Here is a 3,150-nt window from a genome sequence, read left to right as displayed (position 1 = left end):
AGCCGCTGTTCGCCGTTAATGCCGAGACGGTGCGTACGCCGGCCTCGAACAACAAGGTCTTCACGGCCGTCTGGGCGCTCAGCATGCTGGGCCCGGACTACCGCTTCCCCACCGACGTGCTGCTGGGCGGACCCGTGCAGGGCGGCGCGGTGCGGGGCGACGTGATCATCAAGGGATCGGGCGACCCGGCGTTCGGCTACACCAAGTTCGACAAGGACCCCATGACCTCGCCGCGGGCGATGGCGCGGGCGCTCAAGGCGCGCGGCATCACCCGCGTGGACGGCGGGGTGGTCGCCGACGCCACGGTGTTCGACTCGCTGGCGTTCGGGCCCAACTGGCCGCTGGACACGGGCAACGGCGTGAGCGCCTACGCGCCCACGGTGAGCGGGCTGGCGTACCAGCGCAACATGCTGTGGGTGGCGGTGCAGAACGGCGCCTACAAGCTGGAGCCCGAGGTCCCGGAGATCCCCGTGGTGGTGCGCGGCGGTGGCGGGCGCGGCGTGGCCGTGCGCAAGCCCGGCGAGGACACCATCTACCTGCGCGGCGGCGTTGGCGGGCGGGCCGTCCGCCGCTACGGCATCGGCGCGGCGGACCCGGCGCTGCTGGGTGCCGCGGCGCTGCGGCAGGCACTGCGCGAGGAGGGGATCACGGTGGCCGGGCCCGTGCGGCGCGGCGTGACGCCCAAGGGCGCCACGCTGGTGCACCGGCACTACTCGCTGCCGCTGTGGGTCATCATCCACGTGATGAACCACGAGTCCGACAACTTCTTCGCCGAGCACCTGTGGAAGGCCGCCGGTGCGCGCGCCCTGGGGCAGGGCAGCTACGAGCGGGGCGGCGTGGCGTCCAGCCACTTCTACCACGACCGCGCGGGCGTGCCGTACGGCGAGCTGTTCCAGGCCGACGGCTCGGGCCTGTCGGCAGACAACCGGACGAGCGCGCTGGCCATGACGCGCGCGCTCATCTACGCGGACCGGCAGCCGTGGCGCGAGCGCTTCCACGAGTCGCTGCCCGTGGGCGGCAAGAAGGACGGCACGCTGCGCAACCTCTTCCACGGCACGTACGCCGAGGGGAACCTGCACGCCAAGACGGGCTACATCAAAGGCGTGCGCAGCCTGTCCGGCTTCGTGAAGACGCGCGGGGGGGAGCGGGTGGTATTCTCGTTCCTCTACAACGGCCCCAACACCTCCGGCTCGCGCGCCGTCCAGCAGAACCTGGGCAACCTGCTCGCGGAGTACACCAAGTAGCTCCTTCCCTGCTGTCGAACGGCAGGTGAACGGTAGATGCGCAGCAGACGAAGCGCCGCCCGGATTGCCGGGCGGCGCTTCTCGTCCTATTCTCGCCCGCATCGAACCCTTTCCCGCTGCGGAGCTTCCGCTCTGGATGCGCATAGGCGGTGCGGCGTGTAGGGGCTCGATTCATCGCATCCGATCCGCTTCCGCCACGCAGACGGTGGATTCGTGCGGCGGAGAACCCAGCGGCTGCGGCGTGTCGCAGTTCGAGAGATGCGGGCGTCGGCAACGCTCCGGCGGGTGAACCCCCCAGGCTACGACGGCGCGAGGCTCGCCGCGCGGCTGTTTCGGGGAGGATGATCCGCTTCTCGGAAGATGTCGCGAGGGCGGCGAAGCGGTTCTGCCGGACATCACATCGAACCAGGTATTTCGTGCAAGACCTTTCGAAGGCCGCGGGGCTGAAGGCGGCGCTGCTGGACCGCATCTCCCGCGGCACGGGCGCGCCGATAGGCGACGCGGAGTTCGGTGCGCTGGCGCTGGCCGTGTTCGCACACCAGTACGCGGGCAACGAGCCGTACCGCATGTTCTGCGACCGCCGCGGCGCATCGCCTTCCACCGTGTCGCACTGGATGGAGGTGCCGGCGGTGCCGACGGATGCGTTCAAGGCCGCGGCCCTGGTCGTGGGCGGCGCGGGCGCGGCGGCGCGCACCTTCCGCACGAGCGGGACGACGGCCGGGGCCGAGCGGCGCGGCGTGCACCATCTCCCCGACCTCGATCTGTACGACGCCGCGCTGCGGGCGGGCTTCGCCGCGCACCTGCTGCCGGACGGCGCACGGCCGCGCATCGTCTCCCTCGTCCCCGCGCGGGATGGCATGCCGGAGTCATCGCTGTCGCACATGATCGGCGAGGTGATGGCGGACGCGGGCGGGCGCGGCGGCTGGTTCGTGGACCCGCAGGGTGGCATCGCCCACGGCGGCCTGTCCGCGGCGCTGCGCGATGCGGAGCGGATGGGCGAGCCGGTGCTCATCCCCGGCACCGCGTTCGCCTTCGTGCACTGGCTGGACGCGTTGCGCGAGCGCGGGGAGAGCTTCCGCCTGCCCGCCGGCTCGCGGGTGATGGACACCGGCGGGTTCAAGGGCCGCTCGCGCGAGGTCACGCGCGAGGAGCTGTACGCCGGCTTCGCGGAGCGGCTGGGGATCGGCCCCGCGTGGTGCGTGAACGAGTACGGGATGACGGAGATGAGCAGCCAGTTCTACGACACCGTCGCCGGCCGCGGCGGCGCGGATGTGGACCCCGGCGCGCGCCGCTACCAGGGCCCGCCGTGGGTGCGCACCCAGGCCACCGATCCGGAGACGCTGCGCCCGCTGCCGGACGGAGAGGTGGGCGTGCTGCGCCACTGGGACCTCGCCAACCTCAACTCCGTGATGGCGATCCAGACGGCCGACCTGGGCATCACCTCGCCGGACGGCTTCCGCCTCCTCGGCCGCGCCACCGGCGCCGAAGCCCGCGGCTGCTCCATCGCCATGGACGAGCTCCTGAGCGCCATTCGCCGCTGACGCTTGGATGTGGGAATCAAGCGACGGGCGCCGGGGATGACCTCGGCGCCCGTCGCGTTTGCCCGAATGTCAGCATCTTCACTTAATCCACATACATTCGGCTGAAGGCTCGATGCCTATGGTAGTCAGTGATCGTGAAGCATGTCAGGTGGTGTTCAGTGGCGATGCTGGGGCGGTGTCGCGTGCGGAGAGGTGCCCCCTCCCCCGGCCCCTCCCCCGCAAGCGCAGGGCTGTTTCGTTCTCTTACCGATACAGAACTGTAACGCTGCGAGTGCAGTCAGAGACGATGGTGCGGAGCGTCCAGCGAAGTGCGCTCACACTCGCACCGGGAGGTTCTCATGACGTTGCTCGAAGCCTTTGAGCAG

At 70.8% G+C, this 3,150-nt stretch carries 2 protein-coding genes; both read left to right on the top strand.

What is annotated here, in order from left to right:
* Nucleotides 1-1,244, top strand: a 1,244-nt coding sequence (gene dacB / locus VFE05_17075; protein ID HET6231791.1) for a D-alanyl-D-alanine carboxypeptidase/D-alanyl-D-alanine-endopeptidase, incomplete at its 5' end; no start/stop codon positions are given.
* 416 nt (nucleotides 1,245-1,660) lie between these two features.
* Entirely contained in the window at nucleotides 1,661-2,785 is a 1,125-nt protein-coding gene (locus VFE05_17070; protein ID HET6231790.1) for a hypothetical protein, read from the top strand.
* The last annotated feature ends 365 nt before the right edge of the window (nucleotides 2,786-3,150 follow it).

The organism is Longimicrobiaceae bacterium (assembly GCA_035696245.1).
In the GTDB taxonomy this organism is placed as follows: Bacteria; Gemmatimonadota; Gemmatimonadetes; order Longimicrobiales; family Longimicrobiaceae; genus DASRQW01.
Note: the sequence above shows the minus strand (reverse complement) of the source record. Positions and strands in the feature narration are given on the sequence as shown.